Raw genomic sequence first — 17,429 nt, forward strand, 5'->3', positions numbered from 1 at the left:
TATAAAACTAAAAGGAGAGAAGTTTCGTGATGAAATATAAGTTAGTATTAACATCTATGGTTATGGGGGCCATAGTGTGTAGCACAAGTGCTGTAGTGGGAGCGGCCAATGTGGCGCCACAAGTGAGCGATACAGCAAAGCATGAGGCAGTGCAATCTAATTGGATGGATCGCACGGATATTGCTGTAGGTGTACAGACCGGAGGTCAGTCCAAATTAGATAAAGGACATTTTTTAACGGATGACCAAAATTCAATCTATAATAAGCAGTCTGATTATGGTAATTTAACAAAAGCCTATATAGAAACATTGCAGCCTATTTCTCATTATGATGAGAACAGTAAAAGTGTTCTATTTGTACAGGGGCGCATTGGTCGGGGTGGTGAGAAAATAGCTTCGAAAGAGATGCGTGGTTATCTTCTTCCTGAATTAATAATTAATCGGAATGGGCAATCTAGTTACACTAAAATAAATACGGATGAAAAATCATCAGAAACATTAGGGATTATTGGTACTGTTGGTATTGGATATCGACGTCTTAGCCGCAATGAACATGCCTTTGTAGGTGCTAATGCATTCGTTGATCGAGCTTTCACAGGCAATTACAATCGTATTAGTGGCGGCGTAGAGTATGTAAATGGGCTTAACGAAGTATATGCCAATGTGTATAAGGGGATTGGTAATAAGGACGTTGTAAGAGGAGGTGGGGGTAATCCATATCCTAAACGTTTGTATCCTAATGGTTATCCAGATTCATTCCCATATGGTGTTATTCCGTCAGAGAATTATTATACCTATAAAGGCGGCAGAGCACTGGGTGGCTATGAAATCGGTTTTGCTAGATCCTTTAAGAATGCTCGTTGGGCTCGTGCCTATGTAAATGGATATCGCTGGAAGGGGCAAGGTTTTGGCCATGAACAAAATTATAATTGGGGACGTCCAGGCCATTGGTCCGTTCCATGGTTTTCAGTGAGGGATGCAAATCACTATAAGGGCATTAAAATCGGTGCTGAATTACAGTTAACGCCACATATATCCTTAGATATTGGGTATAACAATGCAAACAATATGTCGAAAGGCATGTATGGTACTGTGAAATATACATTAGGTACATCTAAATTTGCTTTCTGGGGTGGTAGACATAGTGATAATAGAATTACTACTGCTCGCTCTAAAATGTTAGATAAGGTACGTCGTCAAGATATGATTGTAGAATCCTTTGATGATATTGAATACGATTATTTAGCACCTATCGATCATTTATAATATGGAGAAAATGTTAGTTTTATCATTGTTATGAGAGGGGACTATATATAATGTCAGGTAAATTATTATTGAAAGCTATGGTTTTAGGGACTATGACTTTCAGCATATATACAATAGGAATAGCAGCAGAGGTTCAAGATGTAAATGGACTAGATTCTGCACAACAAACAATTGCATCCGATACAGCTAGGAAAGAGGCTGTTCGGTCTAGCTGGATGGATCGTACAGATGTGGTAGTCGGCGTTGGTATGAAAGATTCGAAAGAGACGCATAGTCAGCACCATTATGTTGGTGAATCATCGAATAGACATGATGATCTAAATACTGTAACTTCGAAAAGTTTAAAATCTACTGAAATCAATAAATTGTATATTGAGACCTTGCAACCTATAACCCATTATGATGAAAATGCTAAAAGCATTGTCTTTGTACAAGGTCGTATTGGGCGCAGTGGAGAAAAAATTTCATCTTATAAATTAGATAGTTATTTGGAGCCAGCCAGACCTGCAGGGACGTTTATAACACATGATAAACAAACAGATAAGAAAGAATCATTAGGAATGAATGCTAATATTGGCATTGGCTATCGTCGTCTTAGCAAAGGTGAACATGCTTATGTTGGTGTTAATGCGTTCTATGACCATGTGTTTAAAGGTGGTTATAAGCGCGTTAGTGGCGGTGTAGAATATGTGGCAGGCCTTAATGAATTTCATGCTAATCTGTACCGAAATCTGGGGACTGATGATAGAAAATATATAGGACTCCGTGGACGTAGCGTTGTATTGGGTGATCCTACAGGATTGTATCCATATGGGATGGATTCTGATCAAAGTCTTTATAATTATGGTATAGCTGCTTATGAAAATCATTGGATGCTATTAGAAAAGGTTGCTGCTAGTGGGTTTGATGTAGGGTACTCACGGACCTTCAAAAATGCTCGCTGGGCTCGTATCCATGCGGACTATTATAATTGGCGTGGTAGAGAGGCTGTAAGAGTAGGGTATAAAAAATTAAAAAAACGTGATGCCATAAAAGGTTTTAAAGTGGGTGCAGAATTCCATATCACACCGCATCTTACTCTTGATGCGGGTTACCAAACGGCATCTCATCATTTGAGTGGTCCTTATGCGACCTTGAAATATACCATCGGTACATCCAAGTTTGCTTGGCGTGGTGGTAAACATAGTGAAAGCGCGATTACAACGGCTCGTTCCAAGATGCTTGATAAGGTACATCGTAGCGACATGGTTGTACAAGAAACTGTGGAAAATACTTATGAACAGCAGTTTGTCGATGTTGGTTTATAAGCTGTAATGCATTAAAATTACTCAGATGATGGCAATTATTATATTGCTACAATAACTATGTGAGAGAAGGGTGAAATTTACATGTATTTTAATACTAAGTTTAATATACGACTGCTACTTTGTGTAGCAGCTTGTACGATGTGTTGGACTATTGCATTAGCGGATAGTGCTGATACAAATACTGCTGTGAAAGTGAATTCTAGCAGTTATCAAGATTGGGCTGATCGAACTGATATTTCAGCGAAGTTTCAAACCAATCACAAGCCAATATATAGCATAGAGACATTACAACCTATTGGTCATTATGATAACAATTCTAAGAGTGTAGTGTTTGTACAAGGAAAAGTTAGTTCTCATGGCGGTGTAAGTCAAATTGCCAATGGATATGCGAACCATGTTACACGCGGTGCAGGCGGAATTGTATATGAATATGACTTTAATCAATCTACACAATCTATAGGCACAACTGGAAGTATAGGACTCGGCTATCGACGACTAAGTAAAGGAGAGCATAGCTATGTAGGTATTAATGCTTTTTATGATTATGCTTTCAAAGGACATTATAAGCGTACTAGTTTGGGTGTAGAATATGTAACTGGTGAGAATGAATTTTATGCTAACTTCTATAAGCCACTAGGACATACGACGTCGTCACATAGTTTAACTATACGTGACGAAATGATTCCGGCACCTTATAATATACAAGATACAGAAGTTAATGTTGGTGAAAGTCATGAAAAACGTGTTGCCTCTGGATATGATGTTGGATACGCACGAACCTTTAAAAATGCCCGTTATATACGAGCCTATATCGACCGTTATCACTGGAACCGGATGAATGGAGAGATTAGAGACATAGAATGGTCTAACCCGGATATATATAACTATAATATCGGATTCCGTGTAAATGGGGTCTATAAAAATGGTATTAAAACTGGTATCAATGTAAATGTGACACCTCACATTTCGGTAGGCATGGGCTATGAAAAACCATTTGGACATTCTGGAGAGTTTTATGTACAAACATTGTATACGCTTGGTAAATCTAAGTTTGCTCTCTTTGGTGGAAAGCATAGCGATAGTAGCATGACTACTGCTCGTTCTAAAATGCTTGATAAGATTGAACGTCAAGATATGCAGGCGCTCAATCTAAATGGGGATTTCCACGTTCATTACCCTCATGATCATTTATAATATATGTAGCCTATGTTTAGGTTATAATAAAGGAGCTAGTACGCTGTGTACTAGCTCCTTTTGGTATGTATTCTATTATTGCAAATCCTTAGGTACGCTGAGCGGTTTCCAATTATCTAACTCTGGAATGTCTAATGTATTGATAGTTCGTTGTATCCAGTAATTCAAGGACACTTCATTGCCAAAGTATTGTTCGAATAGGTAGGTGTTGCCAGGAATATCTTCTTGGTTTCCCTGTTCATCAACCGTGTGGCGCACCGATTCTTTTAAATACAGTTGAACTCTAAATGGATTCGATTGATTGCCTTTAAAAATGAAATAGGATGGACCGATGAAATCGTGGGTGCGAATATTGACTTGTTCGTACTTATTGTTTTTTAGCCCCTCTAGGGATGCTTGTATCATGGCGTTGGCGTCATCATATTCTTCTAGTAGGAACGGCTCTTGATCAACGTCGAGTACATAGTGCCAGGTCGGCTTTTCCTCATCCGTTTCCACCGTCCACGAATCTGAAAGATTTGGTAAGCGGTGGCTTTCATAAAGATTATGCCACAAACTGCGGGCATCCTCAGCACTGAGTAGTGATTTATACACCACCTCATATCCCTCCGTTGAATCGTACCCATACAAACGCACCTGATAGGTGTCGCGCGGCATGCGTTTCGACTCTAGCTTATAGATGTTGCGTAGCTTATCTGGAACGGATAGGAAATGATTGTAAAAGCTTAGTGCTACTGTATCTTGCATCGTGAGGGCCTTATCGATGGTGTCCCAATCGTACAAGGTTGTGTCCCACAGGAAACCGTTCATATCCACAGAAAATCGGGCCGCCTTATGAGGCCAAGTCGTTGGAGCCGGACGAACCGTCGTAGTAGATTCAGTAACACCATCCTTGTATTGCCAATGACCATTTATCTGCTCAAAGGCTATTAGACGTTCAGCCGCTTCATCATCTACAGGAATATCCTTAATTTCCTCATCCCGGTTTGCAATATGAGACAAGATATACTGATGAGAGCTTTCATAATACTGAACAGCTGTATCAAGGTCAGGCGTGCCCGTTACATACCCTTTTTCATAGGCATAGCCTAGGGCCACTCGTGTTAAAGCACGGGTAATATCGTAAAAGAGAACTCGGTCCTCTTCTTGTAAAGCTCGGTTTTCTTCCTCTAAGACGCGCATCAAGGATTGAACCGCAAATTTGGTGTTCTTGGTCACGCCAATACCGTGAATGCGCATGTAGCTGATATATGGCAAAGCAAACAAGAATCTATCCTTAGTGGCCGCCATATGCGTCAAATCGGCGATGAGACCCCAGTTGAGGGGGAGATTACCAATGTGAAAGATATAGCTGAATGCGGCCTGCAAGGCTGCATAGCCTGCATCGTTAAAGTTCTTTGTAGCCGCTTGTTGGTACAATTCCGTGGCCTTAACTGGATCATAGGGAATCGTAGCACGCAACATAGGCTGTTTATAAAAATGGTAGTAATAGTCTGCAAGTTCCGCGATACACTCCGGCTGGCCTAGATCGGCGCCCTTTGTAAACCAGTTGAACGCCTCTGTAAACTCGCCTTTTTCGTGATGGTCGAGGCCCGTGTAGAGCATCATCGTTGGATTACCTAATTCTGCGGCACTACGGGCAACACGGCGTGCGTTTTCATAATCGCCTTCATCGATGTAGATATTGCGCAAGTTCCCTTGGAACATGGCAAGTCCTTGCTCAAGAGCTTTCTTAAACCAGAGTTTTGCATATTCTCGTGATTTTGCTTGTAATGTTTCTTCATCTGCTGTACCACGCAAGGTAGCAATACCTTCGCGTAAACTCTTGCTTTGCAGGACTCGTTGTAACCGTTGACCAAAGGAGGCTTTATCAGGGGCCAATAGTTGCTTTGCTGGCGTAATGGTGTGATAATCGCCCCAGAAAAATACATTTCCTATAATATACTGGCAGTATGCATCATCTTTTTGGGCGTAGTCAAAAACGACACGAAATGCATCGTCAAAGGATAGTTGCATATCTCGCCTCACCGTAGGTGTAATAGAGCCTGCTATGCGTAGCGCCTGTAATGTACCGATTGGACTATTACGGCGAATGCTATCGTGAAGACATTGATAGGTGCGCATATTATCCTCAGGAAATCCAGATTCGGCCCAAGTAAAGCGAGACCCTGCATAGACCCGTGCCAATAAAGCATAGGCGTCGCCTAATTCACGCTCCTCAGGAGAAAAGGAATTTTTATATACCTCCTCAGACGTAGACTCGCCAGTACTACCTTGAACAGTAGTAGCATTACGTAACTCATATTGAGAGGGCTTTGTGACAGTTGATTGATTATTCACAATCGACTCTAATATGCGGAGACCCTCTTGAGCCGTTTGCTGATTATATGACATAAAAATCATGTGGAAGACCTTTTGTAGGCGGTCTGTGAAATATTGAGCCATAGGCCCTCCTTTCGTTTTTATACAATACACTACTATTATATACCGCGGTAGGAAATGGTAGAAGAGGAAAAGAACCGATGGGCCCAAAAATCCTCCACCGGCCGGGTCTGATTCGCCCTACGGGCTCACAGGGCCAAAGTCGGATTTTTGGGCCCATCGGTTCTATCTCTCGGTCCATAGCTGACACGCGGAATATAATAGTAGTGAAATTGATAAAATCCGTTATTGCCAACCCAACCGAGGGAAAGGAGGGCCTACGGCCCGTGCGGAGCCCGAAGTCGTTTTCAGAGGCCCTATCACCTTCAACTATCTCATTCTATGTTAATTCGGTATATAATAGTAGTGAAATTGATAAAATCCGTTATTGCCCACCCGACCGTTGGAGAGATAAAAATAATTCTTAGTGATACAGTAGATAGGCATGAAAAAGACACCTAGCAAAAACCGACTTTTGGCCCTTCCCGAAGGGAAGACCCGGCCGACGGAGGATTTTTGCTAGGTGTCTTTTGATCAGCGTCCTAAGTGTTCGCTAAGAATTATTTTTTGTTATAGTCACCAAACCATTTATCGTAAATTTTTTGGTATGTGCCGTCTTCTTTAAGTTCTTTAAGAGCTTTGTTAACAGCGTCTTGCAATTCTTTGTTGCCTTTTTTCACGCCAAGAACAGTGCCTGGGGCTTTAGTAGGTTCGCCTACGAGTTTAAGGTCTTTGTCAGCACCTTGTTTCAAGTAGTACATAGCAACTGCATTGTCGATGATAGCTGCATCGATAGTGCCAGCTTTTAGTTCCATAAAGATATTGGCATTGGAGTCCATTTCTTTTACTGTTGTGTTAGGAATAGCTTTTGCCATGTCTACAGGAACCGTACCGATTTGAACGCCTATAGTTTTGCCAGCAAGTTCATCCATGTTATGGATTGTGGAGTTGTCTTTACGGACAACTGTGATGAAACCGCCTTGGTCAAAGTATACATCGGAGAAGTCCAATGCTTTTTCACGTTCTGGTGTTGCGTTGATACCGGCTGCGATCATGTCGATGTCGCCAGATTGAACTGCTGGAATTAAAGCATCAAAGCCCATGGATTTGAATTCCATTTTAAGACCGATTTTTTTAGAAATTGCTTCGGACAAATCAACGTCGAAACCAACGTATTTATCGCCATCAGTGAATTCAAATGGTGGGAATGTAGTTTCAGAACCTACACGCAACACACCAGCCTCTTGTGTCATTTTGCTTTTTTCACTGCCACAACCAGCCAATAGACCCATAGCAGCAACGGCTACAAGAGCGATGGCTGTCAATTTTTTGAAATTAAACATAGTATCCTCCTAGACCATATTACAAACATGTACATTTATACATCTGTTTATATTGTACGGAATTTTGAATCAATAGGCAATAACATTGTATAATTAAGAGTAAATGAATTAAAAAATAGAGGAGGGCTTATGTCTCTTACCAAATTATTTGCAACTGCTTGTGAAAGCTTCGCCCAAGAGGCTTTCACCATTAACTATACATTGGCGAAGAATCCAGAGATTTCTAGCCAAGAATTTGAATCTGTAAAAACTATCGGTGCTGTTCTTGAAAAGAATGGAATTCCCGTGACCTATGAGTTTTGTAATTTGCCAACAGCTTTTAAGGCGTCTGTTGTGAAAGTAGATAATCCTAAAGGGCGTTTAGCCATATTATGTGAATACGATGCGCTCCCAGATGTGGGCCATGCGTGCGGCCATTGTGCTAGCGGATCTATGAGTGTACTAGCAGCTCTTGCATTGTATAAGATGCAGCAAGACGGCGTAGCTTTCAACATGGATATCGACATTATTGGAACCCCTGATGAGGAAGCGATGGGCTGCAAGGTAGATATGTGCAACGCTGGTGTGTTCAAGGATTACGATTTTGCCATTATGGTGCATCTTGATGGCGAAGAAACGCGGCCTAATTCACAATTCTTGGCCCTCGATTGTTTCCGTGCTACATTCCACGGTAAACCAGCCCATGCGGCTGGTGAGCCTTGGAATGGCATCAATGCGGTAAACGGCGTGCAACTCGCCATCCATGCCATGGATATGCTGCGCCAACAAGTGCGACCAGAGTCGCGCATCGGCACGTGGATCATTAACGGCGGTACCGCGTCCAACGTCATTCCTGCGACTGGCGAATTAGAGGTTACCGTGCGTCATACAGAACGGGAGTATTTGAACGGCCTATCCACGCAAATTAAAAAGATTTTTGAAGGCGCTGCCCTTTGTACTGGTACGACTGTAGACGTTGAGTTTTACGGTAATCCTTACGATGATATGAACCAAAACTATCGTGGCACACACCTCATCGAGGACGTGATGACCGACATGGGACTCGATTTTGAACCAGGTCCAGCGGATATTGGGGGCAGTTCCGATATCGGTAATGTCAGCTATCAATGTGCCGCATTCCATCCTAAATTGCGCTTGGCTGGCCCAGATAAGGTGTGCCATGCCAAAGAATTTGCGGACGCTATGCTGGAACCAACCATTGAACAAACCATTGTAGATGGCGCCAATATCATTGGGGGCACATTGTTGCGATTAGTAGAAAATCCAACTGTCTTAGAAGAAATTGTGGCTGAGTTTAATGCAACTAAATAATTCTCATCTACATATAATATTACTAAATAGTTTCTAGCTGATGGGAATAGCGCTAAATAAAATGTTTCCTGTATCTGTCTGGGGAACTGTAATATCGTAGATAGAATTCATTGCCTCTTTCAGAATTACTGATAATAGATGATAAGGGAACATTGCCATTTATAAAACTACGATTTTGGGTAAAATAAGTGCCCACCTCAATGTCGTGGTGATGGAGCGCCCATACCACGTTATTTCCAGCGATGACAGGAATGTATTTAAACTCAAGAAATTCAAATAAACTAGCTATGGTGATGCCGTCTGGTACGGTAAATTCTTCGCGATGATGATTCATATCATCCGCTGCACAAACGGCATCTCGATCGATAATTATATGCATATGATTTCACATCCTTTGAAATAGTAATTCTACAATCTTATGTGATTATCTACATTGTACATCAAGTAAAATTTATATTGTATTAAAGGAGGTTTTATGTCTTCATCTGAACCATTAGACATTAAAAACTATATAGGCCTTACTGGTGATACGCCCATTCGATTCATCGCGTCCGACGTGGATGGCACTTTAGTGAACGACGCGAAATCCGTGGATCCTGAGGTTGTCAATGCGGTTCGTGCCGCTCGTGAAAGCGGTATCCGCGTGGCCATCGCATCGGGCCGTGCGTGGCATGAGATGGACGATGTCATCGAGGCCATGCCGTGCTTGCGATACTTTGTGTGCACCAATGGCGCCTATGTCATGGATAAAGAAGAGCAAAAGGAACTCGTTCATATTTCCTTTGATAAAACGCGTGCCGTAGATTTAGTACGAAAACTAATGACCTACGGTGTGTTTGTAGAGGCTTATGTGAAAGCCGAGATTTTCGGTCAATATCCTGTTGTTGGTAATGAGACAGCGCAAGCAGAACATTTCTTTAGACCGAATATTAGACCTTTCATTTTAAAAACGCGTACCATGGTGCCCGATTTAATAGCCCATTTAGAATCGTTACCAGAGGGACCGGAGAAAATCCAAATCTTTTACGGCGATGAACGTATACGCGAACGCATCCTAGCTGATTTGCGGGATGAGTTCCAAGGTGCAGCTATAGATGGCAAAGGGCGCGAACGCTTTTACGATGTCCTTGAATCGAGTGAGGGTAATTTAGAATTTGTGTTACCTCATACGACAAAAGGCACGGCCGTAGAGGCCTTGGCGAACCATTGGGGCTATACGCCTGACGAGGTGATGACCATCGGTGACAGCGAAAATGATCTATCCATGATTCGATTTGCCAGCGCCAGCGTGGCTATGAGAAATGCACGAGATAATGTGAAAGCTGCCGCCCGTTATGAAACGACAGATAATAATCACTATGGCGTAGCTCGTGCACTATATTCGGCTATTGCGTATAACCGTGAGCTGGAAAATAAATAGAAATACTAAGTGGCTAATAGAAATACTAAGCTATTAAGGGACATACTAGTCTACTAATAGAAGTACTAAGAGGCTAATGGAAATAGTAAGCGGATAATGGATAGATACTATATCTTATGATTGATAGAGAGGTGATGTAATTATGGGCAATTTAAAATTTGATATAGACGATACCTGCGTGAAATGTGGGGCTTGTGCTGAAGACTGCCCTGTACAATGCATCACAGAAGGAACTACAAAATTTATCATTGGTAAAGGATGTATCAGTTGTGGTGATTGTTATTCGATTTGTCCCGTTGGGGCTGTGCAGATGCATAAGCTACTCAAAGATACTACAGGCCTGAAGTAATCTAAAATAGGCATGTGAAAGGGCGACCTTGAACTATCAGGATCAGAAATGTATTAGAAATCCGAACGTTAAAAAGTAATGTATAACTTTCATACGGAATATATGGAGTCCATATACTTCGTATGGTATAATGAAATGTAATGAAATTTAGCGTTTTGCTTGTTAAAACGCACCCCCAGTACAGGAATGTATGGACATTATAAATTGGTGAATATACTTTCACAAATAGATGCATACGGAGGAACTATGGAAAACAAGGAATTTGTTATTGTTGTCGATTTCGGCGGTCAATATAATCAGTTGATTGCACGCCGCGTTCGTGAAAATCATGTATACTGCGAAGTATATCCATACAACAAAGCATTAGAAAAAATTAAGGAATTGAAGCCGCAAGGTATCATCTTTACTGGTGGCCCTAACAGCGTGTACGAAGAGAATTCCCCTAAAATTGAAAAGGAAATCTTTGAACTTGGCATTCCAGTTCTTGGCATGTGCTATGGTATGCAATTTATGGCGCATACATTGGGTGGCGAAGTTAAATCTGCGGACAACCGTGAGTTTGGTAAAACACCTACTAAAGTGGACACTACATCCCCATTGTTCAAAGGCTTGGACGACGACCAAGTTGTTTGGATGTCCCACGTTGACTATGTAGCAAAAGTTCCTGAAGGGTTCGAAATCATTGCGCATACAAAAGATTGCCCTGTTGCATCTATGCAAAATAAAGAACGTAAATTATACGCTATGCAATATCATGCAGAAGTATTGCACACTGAACATGGTAAAGAAATGCTTCACAACTTCTTGTATGAAGTATGTGGTTTCACAGGCACATGGACAATGGCAAACTATGCAAAAACTGCTATTGAAGAAATCCGTAACACTGTAGGCGATGGCAAAGTATTGTTGGCATTGTCTGGCGGTGTAGATAGCTCCGTTGCGGCAGCTCTTATTTCTAAAGCTGTTGGCGACCAATTGACTTGTATCTTTGTTGACCATGGGTTAATGCGTAAAAACGAAGGCGACGAAGTTGAAGCAGCTTTCAAAGATTCCGGCATGCATTTCATTCGCGTCGATGCAGAAAAACGTTTCTTAGATAAATTGGCTGGTCTTGAAGATCCAGAAGCTAAACGTAAAGCTATCGGCGAAGAATTTATCCGCGTATTTGAAGACGAAGGTCGTAAAATCGGCTCCGTTGACTTCTTGGCGCAAGGTACAATCTACCCTGACGTTATTGAGTCCGGTACTGGCGAAGCAGAAGTTATTAAATCTCACCACAACGTAGGCGGCTTGCCTGCAGTTGTAGACTTCAAAGGCCTTATCGAACCATTGCGCAACCTCTTCAAAGACGAAGTACGTGAACTTGGTTCTGAATTAGGCTTGGCTGACTACCTCGTATGGCGTCAACCATTCCCAGGTCCTGGTCTTGCTATTCGCGTAATGGGCGAAATCACGAAAGAGAAACTCGATATCTTACGTGATGCGGACTATATCTTCCGTGATGAAATTGCAAAAGCTGGCCTTGATCGTAGCATTAACCAATACTTTGCAGTATTAACATCTACACGTACTGTAGGCGTTATGGGTGACTTCCGTACATACGATTACACATTGGCATTGCGTGGCGTAACAACAACAGACTTTATGACTGCTGACTGGGCGCGCATCCCTTACGATGTATTGGACACAATCTCCCGGCGTATCGTAAACGAAGTACAACACATTAACCGTATCGTGTACGATATTACATCTAAACCACCTGCTACAATTGAGTGGGAATAAAATATAAGTTTTTGAGGGCCGCATAAATTGTGGCCCTCTTTTCTTGAGATATAAAATATTGAATAAAATAATTACTTTGGTTGGAGAACGTATGTTTGTTAATTGACTTGATTAAAGTATTATTTTTGGTATAATAAAGTTAATGATTCTTAGTAAAGGAGGGGGGTTTGATGAATAATTTATTATTAAGTCCTTTATTGAAATGGGTAGGCGGTAAACGGCAATTGTTATCTGATATTCTTCCTATGGTTGATAATAAATGTTCTACTTATGTGGAACCATTTATTGGTGGTGGTGCTGTATTGTTTAGCATGCAACCTAAGAGAGCTATAATTAATGATTATAATCATGAGTTAATTAATGTATATAGGGTAGTTCGTGATAATCTTGATGAATTATTGGAGTTACTTTATATTCATCAGGCCAATAATTCCTCCGAGTATTACTATGAGGTTAGAGCTTGGGATCGTGACGAGTATTTAAATAAAATGACTAATATAGAAAAAGCTGCACGTATAATTTATTTAAATAAAACTTGTTATAATGGTTTGTATAGAGTTAATTCAGCGGGGCAGTTTAATTCTCCATATGGAAGATATAAGAATCCAAATATTGTTAATGAAGCCGTACTAAAGGCTGTTTCAAAGTATTTTAAAAATAATGATATAGATATTCGTAATGGGGATTATAAAGATACATTAATAAATTTAGATAAACGTTCGTTTGTATACCTAGATCCACCTTATATGCCAATTTCATCTTCATCTTCATTTACTGGTTATACTGAAGGTGGTTTTGGATATGAACATCAAGTAGAGCTAAAAGAAGAGTGTGATAAATTAACCCAAAAAGGTATTCGATTTGTTCAGTCTAATTCTGATTGTGATGAAATTAGAGAATTATATAAAGAGTATAAAATTAAAATAGTAAAGGCAAAACGAAGTATAAATAGTGTGGCTAAGAAGCGTGGAGAAATAAATGAGGTTCTAATTTATAATGTCTAATAAATCTATAACAGCTAATGATGCATGGGCTATGCTCATAGAAAAATATGATATAGTTAATAAGGTTATTAAAGATGGGCTATTTCATATTAAGGCTAGTGAGATAAAAGCCTTTAAAGAGCCGCGATTAATGGCAAAGTGGGATTGTATAGCTGCTTTGCCGACAGTTTTAAAAAAATATAATTTAAATATCCTACCAGATAGTAGAAGCTCCTATGTTCTGGGGGATTTTCTTTTATATAAGGAGATTCCAGAGTTACAAGAAGAAGTTTTTAATATGGATTATGTTGAAATCCCAGATTATGAAACGATAGATATTAATAATATTTCTTCAGAGGCCGTCGCCATAAACGTTCTAGTTATTTCTGGTATATTGGATGATTTTCTTGGTGTTGATGGAACTGTACAGACTTTTAGTGGTCGAATGGGAACTGGTGAATTTGATTTTGTAGTTGATACAGTAAGAGGTAATAAACAAAAAATTTTTGTTAAAAATGCTCAATGTGAAATCGATGGCGGATTTGAAAATGAGCATGAAGTTGTTATCATGGAAGCCAAAAATATCTTAAATGAAGAATTTCATGTTAGACAGCTATATTTTCCCTATAGATTGTGGCGCAACAAGGTTACAAAGCCTGTAAGATTGATTTTCTCGATATATTCAAATATGATTTTTCGTTTATTTGAGTATAGGTTTGTTGAGATAAATGATTATTCATCTATAGAATTAATAAAAACAAAAAATTATTCACTTCAAGATACGACAATAGATATTGAAGATTTAATAGAAGTTAGAAATAATACTAAGATTTGTTATCAAGATAATCAATATGATGATTTGAAAGTACCATTTATTCAAGCAAATTCTTTTGAACGAGTAATATCGTTATTGGAAAATATGAAAGATAACCCTATGACAAAAGAACAAATTGCTGCATTGATGGTGTTTGATGAAAGACAGTCAGACTATTATTATAATGCAGGCGCTTATTTAGGATTATTTGAAAAGAAAAGAGAAGATAAGATCAGTAAGGTGTTTTTAACGAGATTGGGTGACAATGTATTTTCGTTAAATTATAAGGAACGGCAATTAAAATTTGTTGAGTTAATCTTAAAACATCAGATTTTTGCTGATTGCTTTGACATGGTTATAAATAGTGGAGGGGACTTACCTGACATAGAAACGATAGAAAGTTTAATGCGTGAATATAATGTTTGCAATGAAGGTCAGATCAATAGACGAGCTAGTTCAGTTCAAGGCTGGATCAAATGGATTTTTAATCTTATAAATTTATAAAGGACAAAATTTATGAAATGGGAGCCTGATAATTTTCAATTGGAACATAATTCAGTGTGGTCATTTCCTGAGAGGGGGAATTGGGCTACACATGATTCAAATTATAGAGGAAATTGTTCACCATATGTTTTTAGAAATCTTCTTATTAGATATTCAAATGAATCAGATTGGATATTAGATCAATTTGTCGGCGGAGGCACTTCTCTAGTAGAAGCTAAATTACTTAATAGAAATATTATCGGTACAGATATTAATCCAGATGCACTTGAAATATGCCGTACTAAAGTAAATTTTGGTGTAGGTACAGGTAAAGTTGAAATCCGATTATCGGATGCTCGTCATCTAGATTTTATTAAGGACAATAGTATTGACTTTATATGTACACATCCACCCTATGCAAATGTCATAAAATATAGCAATGATATAAAAGCAGATATATCGCTACTTGATTATGATTGTTTTCTTAGTGCAATGGAACCAGTTGCTATTGAAGCATATCGTGTATTAAAAAAGAACAAATATTGTGCTTTTATTATAGGAGATATACGTCAAAAAAGTTTTATTCGACACTTAGGATTTGATACGTTAAAGAGATTTGAACAAGTTGGTTTTAAACTTAAAGATACTATTATCAAGGTGCAACATAACTGTCAGTCAACTCATAAATGGAAAAGAATAGCTATAGATAATAACTTTTTTTTGCTAGCGCATGAATATATATTTGTAATGAAAAAATAGATGGGAGGGAATTTTATTAATATGGATAGAAAATTTACATTTTTAAATGATTTTGAGGGTCAAAAAAAATTCAAAGAGGATTATAAAGATAATGCATTATTACTATATGCACTTCAATTAAGATTTGATATAGAAGATATTGATGCAGTAGCTGCAGATGCGTTGACTGATGGAGCAAATGATAAGAAATGTGATCTTATTTTTGTCGAAAGAGAGCTTGGGGTTGCAGTTGTAGCACAATCATATAATAAAGTTAATCCCAATATGGATGACACGGCTAAAGGCAATAAAGCAAGTGATTTAAATACTGCCGCTGCTTGGGTTTTTAAAGATGAAGTTGAAAAAGTTCCTAGTACTATTCGTGATGCGGTAATTGAGTTGCGAGAGGCCATAAAGGCGCAGGAGATATCTACTATATATTTTTGGTATGTTCATAATTTAGATGAAACTAAAAATTCTATAGTTGAAGAAGAAATGTATACAATGCAAGAGCAAGTACAAGCTGTGGTTGATACTAAATATTCTAGTGACTCTATAAGGATTAGCGCAATGGAAGTAGGTCTCAACACTATTCAAAAGTGGTATGATACTTCTACTAGAAGAATAACAATTGAGGATGAGATTGATGTTGACTGTAAAGAGGGTTTTGAAATACAAACAGATAAGTGGAGATCTTTTGTAACTGCAGTATCTGGTAAATGGTTAAGACAGTTATTTTTAGAAAAGGGAGAGGATCTTTTTTCTGGAAATCCTAGAAGTTATTTAGGTCGAGGGCGAAAAAATACTATTAATAGTGGTATTATTACGTCTGTTCAGGAAGAACCCCAAAATTTTTGGGTTTATAACAACGGTGTTACAGCACTAGTTAATGATTTTGAATATGATAAAAAATTATTGATTAAAGGGATTACAATTATTAACGGAGCACAGACTACAGGTGCGATAAGCACTCCTGAAGAAATTCAAATTAAGGATGACTTCTATATTCCTTGTAGATTCATTGTATGTAGTGACAAGACAATTATAGATTCAATTATAAATAATAATAATAAGCAGAATAAAATCTTGCCATCGGATTTGAGAAGTAATGATAAGCAACAAGAACGTCTTCGTAAAGAATTTAAAAAGTATTCTGATTTATTTTATAATGGTGGTAGGCGAGATGATAAAAAAGTACGAAATAAGGTTGTATTTGATCCTTATTTTGTGGCACAAACTCTTTTAGCGTATCATGGAGATAGTGTTACTGCGTATAATGGTAAACAACGTATTTGGGAAGATGATAAACTATACACAAGTATATTTATGGATCAACTTAGTGCTGAGCATATTATTTTCGTTTATTCGTTATCAAAAGCGATTGATACATTTAAAAATAAGTTAAGAGATAAAGGAGCTAATAGAACCGAAACAGAGAATAAACAAATTGCATTTCTATCAAAACGAGGCTCAAAAATGTTATTGATAGCAACAATTTCCAGCTGTTTAGAAGATTTAATTGGAAGAAAAATAAATGATAAATGGAAATTAAGCTTTAAGAATAATTCTGATTTTGAACAGTTAAAAGAATATTGGGAAGAAATTATTAGTATCATAATTTCTTTTAATGTTAATTTAGGGCCGGCCTTAGAAGGGGGGCTAAAAAATAAAGAACTTGTCAAGGAAAAAGTTCAAAGTGTAAAGGATATTGTTTCTTCGTTTAAGAATTCGTATTCTAAGATGTTAGAAACGATAATTAATGAAATAGAGTATTGAGATTGAAAAATGACCGTTTATTTTAAAGACGGTTATTTTTTAAAAGTAAATAGGATTACATTGCAATTTTAATATTTGTAGATAATGATATTAATTATATAGAATCCATGTACTTAATAGAATATATATTACTAAACTAGTTAAATTTAGAGTAAGTGTATTAATAAATATTACTTCTTTTTTTATAAGTTTATATTTTTTCTTTATCAATAAAGGGGAGAGAAGAAAATATGTAGATATAAA

14 protein-coding genes are annotated in these 17,429 nt (G+C 38.4%); 11 read left to right on the forward strand and 3 right to left on the reverse strand.

The window, feature by feature from the left end; genetic code table 11:
* Positions 1–29 precede the first annotated feature (29 nt).
* The 3 genes from VTHSUH11_RS02105 to VTHSUH11_RS02115 all read left to right on the forward strand — a co-directional run bounded on the left by VTHSUH11_RS02105 (position 30) and on the right by VTHSUH11_RS02115 (position 3,766).
* Positions 30–1,265: an inverse autotransporter beta domain-containing protein gene (locus VTHSUH11_RS02105; protein ID WP_105092476.1), complete on the forward strand. Its 1,236-nt coding sequence runs from the start codon at positions 30–32 to the stop codon at positions 1,263–1,265.
* 50 nt (positions 1,266–1,315) lie between these two features.
* Complete coding sequence (locus VTHSUH11_RS02110) at positions 1,316–2,572, forward strand: inverse autotransporter beta domain-containing protein (RefSeq protein ID WP_105092477.1); 1,257 nt, start codon at positions 1,316–1,318, stop codon at positions 2,570–2,572.
* An 81-nt stretch (positions 2,573–2,653) separates the two neighbouring features.
* Positions 2,654–3,766: an inverse autotransporter beta domain-containing protein gene (locus tag VTHSUH11_RS02115; protein WP_105092478.1), complete on the forward strand. Its 1,113-nt coding sequence runs from the start codon at positions 2,654–2,656 to the stop codon at positions 3,764–3,766.
* Between the two features lie 75 nt (positions 3,767–3,841).
* Here VTHSUH11_RS02115 and VTHSUH11_RS02120 read toward each other — a convergent pair whose 3' ends face one another.
* Together VTHSUH11_RS02120 and VTHSUH11_RS02125 are read right to left on the reverse strand one after the other, a co-directional pair.
* A complete protein-coding gene (locus tag VTHSUH11_RS02120) occupies positions 3,842–6,211 on the reverse strand; it encodes a tetratricopeptide repeat protein (protein WP_105092479.1) in 2,370 nt (789 codons plus the stop codon).
* Between the two features lie 536 nt (positions 6,212–6,747).
* Positions 6,748–7,530, reverse strand: a complete 783-nt coding sequence (locus VTHSUH11_RS02125) for a basic amino acid ABC transporter substrate-binding protein (RefSeq protein ID WP_105092480.1) — start codon at positions 7,528–7,530, stop codon at positions 6,748–6,750.
* A 129-nt stretch (positions 7,531–7,659) separates the two neighbouring features.
* Between VTHSUH11_RS02125 and VTHSUH11_RS02130 the strand changes: the two genes are divergently transcribed.
* A complete protein-coding gene (locus tag VTHSUH11_RS02130) occupies positions 7,660–8,841 on the forward strand; it encodes an amidohydrolase (protein ID WP_105092481.1) in 1,182 nt (393 codons plus the stop codon).
* A 52-nt stretch (positions 8,842–8,893) separates the two neighbouring features.
* Here VTHSUH11_RS02130 and VTHSUH11_RS02135 read toward each other — a convergent pair whose 3' ends face one another.
* The gene (locus VTHSUH11_RS02135; protein ID WP_105092482.1) at positions 8,894–9,220 is read right to left on the reverse strand and encodes a hypothetical protein; all 327 of its coding nucleotides are present in this window, start codon (positions 9,218–9,220) and stop codon (positions 8,894–8,896) included.
* Between the two features lie 96 nt (positions 9,221–9,316).
* Between VTHSUH11_RS02135 and VTHSUH11_RS02140 the strand changes: the two genes are divergently transcribed.
* The 7 genes from VTHSUH11_RS02140 (at position 9,317) to VTHSUH11_RS02170 (ending at position 17,186) form a co-directional block, all read left to right on the forward strand.
* The gene (locus tag VTHSUH11_RS02140; protein ID WP_105092483.1) at positions 9,317–10,261 is read left to right on the forward strand and encodes a Cof-type HAD-IIB family hydrolase; all 945 of its coding nucleotides are present in this window, start codon (positions 9,317–9,319) and stop codon (positions 10,259–10,261) included.
* A gap of 142 nt (positions 10,262–10,403) precedes the next feature.
* Positions 10,404–10,610: a 4Fe-4S dicluster domain-containing protein gene (locus tag VTHSUH11_RS02145; RefSeq protein ID WP_059361151.1), complete on the forward strand. Its 207-nt coding sequence runs from the start codon at positions 10,404–10,406 to the stop codon at positions 10,608–10,610.
* A gap of 246 nt (positions 10,611–10,856) precedes the next feature.
* A complete protein-coding gene (gene guaA / locus VTHSUH11_RS02150; protein WP_105092484.1) occupies positions 10,857–12,392 on the forward strand; it encodes a glutamine-hydrolyzing GMP synthase in 1,536 nt (511 codons plus the stop codon).
* Positions 12,393–12,562: 170 nt separating this feature from the next.
* Entirely contained in the window at positions 12,563–13,396 is an 834-nt protein-coding gene (locus VTHSUH11_RS02155) for a DNA adenine methylase (protein WP_105092485.1), read from the forward strand.
* The gene (locus tag VTHSUH11_RS02160; RefSeq protein WP_105092486.1) at positions 13,389–14,693 is read left to right on the forward strand and encodes a type II restriction enzyme; all 1,305 of its coding nucleotides are present in this window, start codon (positions 13,389–13,391) and stop codon (positions 14,691–14,693) included. Before VTHSUH11_RS02155 ends, VTHSUH11_RS02160 begins: the two co-directional genes overlap by 8 nt.
* 12 nt (positions 14,694–14,705) lie before the next feature.
* Complete coding sequence (locus VTHSUH11_RS02165) at positions 14,706–15,431, forward strand: TRM11 family SAM-dependent methyltransferase (protein ID WP_105092487.1); 726 nt, start codon at positions 14,706–14,708, stop codon at positions 15,429–15,431.
* 21 nt (positions 15,432–15,452) lie between these two features.
* Entirely contained in the window at positions 15,453–17,186 is a 1,734-nt protein-coding gene (locus tag VTHSUH11_RS02170; RefSeq protein WP_181143906.1) for an AIPR family protein, read from the forward strand.
* Positions 17,187–17,429 lie beyond the last annotated feature (243 nt).

This window comes from Veillonella tobetsuensis (assembly GCF_002959935.1).
Lineage (GTDB): Bacteria > Bacillota > Negativicutes > Veillonellales > Veillonellaceae > Veillonella > Veillonella tobetsuensis.